Source organism: Nocardia sp. bgisy118, assembly GCF_057708605.1.
Genome location: NZ_JBYISM010000062.1, coordinates 1 through 4,295, shown reverse-complemented (window position 1 = coordinate 4,295; position 4,295 = coordinate 1). Strand labels below are relative to the sequence as shown.

The 4,295-nt window shown below is 64.6% G+C and carries 1 protein-coding gene; it reads left to right on the top strand.

Going from position 1 to position 4,295, the window contains the following annotated elements:
• A partial coding sequence (locus AC3EO7_RS37655) for an amino acid adenylation domain-containing protein (RefSeq protein WP_435593862.1) occupies positions 1–4,295 on the top strand: 4,295 nt, incomplete at both ends.

Here is a 4,295-nt window from a genome sequence, read left to right as displayed (position 1 = left end):
CGCGGGTGGACCTGCTTTCGGAGACAGAACACCGGCAGCTCGCCACGGGTAGGGCATCCACGGTGGTCGAGGTGCCGGATGCCACATTGAGTGATTTGTTCGACGCCCAGGTGGCTCGCACCCCGGATGCGGTCGCGGTGGTGTGCGGGGACGTGCGATTGACCTATGCGGAACTCGATGCGCGGATCAACCGGCTCGCGCGGTTGTTGATCGCCCGAGGTGTAGGTCCGGAGACACACGTGGCGGTGGCGATGCGTCGGTCGATCGACCTACTGGTCGGGATGTATGCGATCGTCAAGGCCGGTGGCGCGTACGTGCCGCTCGACCCTGATCACCCCGCCGAACGCATCGGGCATGTCCTGAACACGGTGCATCCGTTGTGCGTGCTGACTACCTGCGGTGACCGGAACCTGCCGGTGACGACCACCAGCCCGGTGCTGCAGATCGACACACGCGCGATGTCGGGGCCGGATCCTTCCCCGATCACCGACACCGACCGGATATCACCGCTGCGACCACAGAACATTGCGTATGTGATCTTCACGTCAGGATCCACCGGGGTGCCCAAGGGAGTGGCCCTGACTCACCGTGCCACGGTGAGTCAGCTGTCGTGGGCCCAGTCGCGGTACCCGCTCGACGGCAGCGATGTGGTGTTGCACAAGACGCCGATCACATTCGACATATCGGTATGGGAGTTGTTCTGGCCCTTACAGGTTGGGGCACGAGTGGTGATCGCCGCACCCGACGGCCACCGCGATCCGGCGTATCTGGTGCGAACCATGGACAGCGAGGCGGTGACGACGGTGCATTTCGTGCCGTCGATGCTGGCGGCGTACATGGCCACGGTGCCCGCCCCGCTGGGTTCCAGTGTGCGCCGGGTCTTCGCCGCCGGGGAAGCGCTGTCCAGGGACACCGCCGACCGTTTCACCAGGTACTGCGATGCGGACCTGTACAACTGGTACGGCCCGGCGGAGGTCGAAGTAGTCACCGCGTGGGAATGCAGACCCGGTGACACCGCGGCGACGGTGCCCATCGGGGCACCGGTCTGGAACACCTCAACATACGTGCTGGATTCGTATCTGCGACCGGTTCCTGTGGGCGTTTCAGGGGAGTTGTATCTGGCGGGCGTGCAGTTGGCGCGCGGCTATGTTGGGCGTACAGGGTTGACGGCGCGACGGTTCGTCGCCGACCCATTCGGTCAGCCTGGCCACCGCATGTACCGCACCGGGGACGTGGTGCGCTGGAATGCCGACGGGCAGTTGGAGTATGTGGGCCGCAGCGATTTCCAGGTCAAGCTACGGGGGTTCCGGATCGAGTTGGGGGAGATCGAGGCGGCGCTTGCCCGGCACGACGCGGTGGCGCGGGCGGTGGTGGTGGTCCGCGGCGAGGCTGGGGTAGACCGCCTGATCGGATACGTCGTCCCGGAGTCGGGGGTGGAGATCGACACGGCCGAGGTGTTGACGTTCGTGCGGTCGGTGGTGCCGTCGTACATGGTGCCCACGGCCGTGGTGGTACTCGACGAGTTCCCATTGAATACTTCGGGGAAGTTGGACCGGAAGGCATTGCCGGCGCCGATATTCGAGCCGGTGGTGTTCCGGGCGCCGGTCACTCCGGTGGAGCAGGTGGTGGCGGAGGTGTTCGCCGAGGTGTTGGGGGTCGAGCGGGTGGGGCTCGACGACGATTTCTTCGCGTTGGGTGGCAACTCATTGATGGCGACGAGGTTGGTGTCGCGACTGGGCGCGGCGATCGATGCGCGGGTGCCGGTGCGGGAGGTGTTCGAGGCGTCGACGGTGGGGACGTTGGCGGCGCGGGTGGGTGCGCATGTCGGCGAGGGCGGGCCTAGAGCCCTGCGGTCGCAGCCGCGTCCGGATCGTATTCCGCTGTCGCTGGCGCAGCAGCGGATGTGGTTCCTCAACCGGTTCGACCCCGACTCGGCTGCCTACAACATTCCGGTCGCACTCCGTTTGTCCGGGTCGCTCGATGTGGACGCCCTACGAGCGGCGGTCGACGACCTCATCGGCCGACACGAAACACTGCGCACGGTCTACCCTGAGGTCGACGGCACCGCCCACCAGGTGATCCTTCCTGTAGGCCAATGTATTCCGGATCTCACATCGCGGGTTGTCCCCGAATCCGATCTCCTCGAGGAAATCGCTGAGTTCGTGTCGGCCGGGTTCGATGTGACCGAGCAGATCCCGTTGCGTGGAATGTTGATTCGAGAAGCCGAAGCAGATAACCGGTTTGTGTTGGTCTTCGTGGTCCATCACATCGCCGCGGACGGGTGGTCGATGCGGCCGCTGGCGCGGGATCTGATGGTGGCCTATGCGGCACGGTCGCGGGGCGAGGTGCCGGCGTGGGCGCCGCTCGAAGTGCAATACGCGGACTACTCGCTGTGGCAGCGAGAGGTTCTGGGCAGCGAAAACGATCCGAAGTCACGGATTTCCCAGCAACTCGACTACTGGAAGTCCGTGTTGGCTGGAATTCCGGATCAATTGGATCTGCCGGCGGACCGTCCGCGGCCCGCGGTGCAGTCGTTCGAGGGTGCACGGATCGATTTCACCATCGACACGCGCCTGCATCGAATGCTGAACGTGCTTGCGCGGGAACACAATGCGACGCTGTTCATGGTGATGCACACAGCGTTCGCGACATTACTCGCCAGGATGTCGCGGACCGATGACATCGTGATCGGCACGCCGATCGCCGGTCGTGGTGACGCGGCGCTCGAGGATCTGGTCGGCATGTTCGTCAACACTTTGGTGTTGCGGACGGAGGTGGACCCCGCCCAGAGCTTCGCCGATCTGCTTGCGCGGGTGCGGGCGTCGGACCTCGGAGCGTTCGAACACGCAGAGATACCATTCGAGAGTTTGGTGGCGGCGCTCAATCCGGACCGATCGACGGCGCGACAGCCGCTGGCGCAGGTCGGTTTCTCTTTCCAGAACCTCGCGTCGAGCGCACTCGAACTCAAAGGTTTGTCCGTCGACGCGGTCGATTTCTACTCGAACATATCGCAGTACGACCTGCACCTGATCGCGGCGGACACCTACGACGAGCATGGGACCGCGGCCGGTATCGGCGCCACCATCACTTATACGACGGCGCTGTTCGATGCCTCGACGGTGCGTTCGTTCGCGGATCGGTTCGTGCGGGTTCTCGAGGCCGTGATTGCGGATCCGTCGGTGCCGGTGGGCGATATCGAGATCCTCGCCGCCGCCGAGCGGGAGTTGGTGCTCGAGTCGTGGAACGACACCGGTCGTGCGGTACAGGCGGGGGCGACGTTGGTGTCGTTGTTCGACGCGCAAGTTACGGCCGATCCGGCTGCGACGGCGCTGGTGTTCGAGGGCGGGAAACTGTCGTACGGTGAGTTCGATGCTCGGGTCAATCGACTTGCGCGCAAGCTCATCAGTGACGGCGTGGGGCCGGAGTCATTGGTGGCGTTGGCGATCCGCCGGTCGGTGGATCTGTTGGTGGGAATGTACGCGGTCGCCAAGGCAGGTGGCGGGTATGTGCCGATCGATCCGGATCAGCCGGCGGAGCGGACACGGTTGATCTTGGAGACGGGCGCGCCGGTATGCGTGCTCACGACCGCGCGCGACCGTTTCGAGGTCCCGGGTGGTATCGCGGTCTTGCAGGTCGACACTGTAAATCTCACAGAGTTCGATGCGTCCGCGGTGTCGGATGCGGATCGGCTCGCGCCGTTACGGCCGCGGAACACAGCGTATGTGATCTTCACGTCCGGCTCGACCGGCATTCCGAAGGGTGTATCCGTCAGCCACCGTGCCGTGGTGAATCAGTTGGAGTGGATCAAGCACGAATTCGGGTTCGACGCGTCTGATGTGGCGTTGCTCGAGACGGCGGCGACGTTCGATTTGTCAGTGTGGGAATTCTGGTCGGCGTTGGTCTCAGGCGGCCGGTTGGTGATCGCAAGGGCCGACGCTCACCAGGAGCCGGATTATCTGCTCGAGTTGATTCGGGCACAGGGAGTGACGACGTTGCACGTGGTGCCGTCGACGTTGTCGATGCTGATGACGACAACTGGCGGCGGTGGTGGTGGCGTGTCGGAGTCGTTGCGGCGGGTCCTCGCGATCGGTGAGGCGTTGCCGGCCGCCACGGCACAGGCGTTCCGCTTGGCGAACACGAGTACGGCGCTATTGAACTTGTATGGTCCGACGGAGGCTGCGATATCGGTGACGTCACACGAGGTGGCGGATGCGGATGCCGTGGGTGTGCCGATCGGATCACCGGAGTGGAACACTCGCGTGTATGTCCTCGACGGCCGGCTCCGGGCAGTGCCC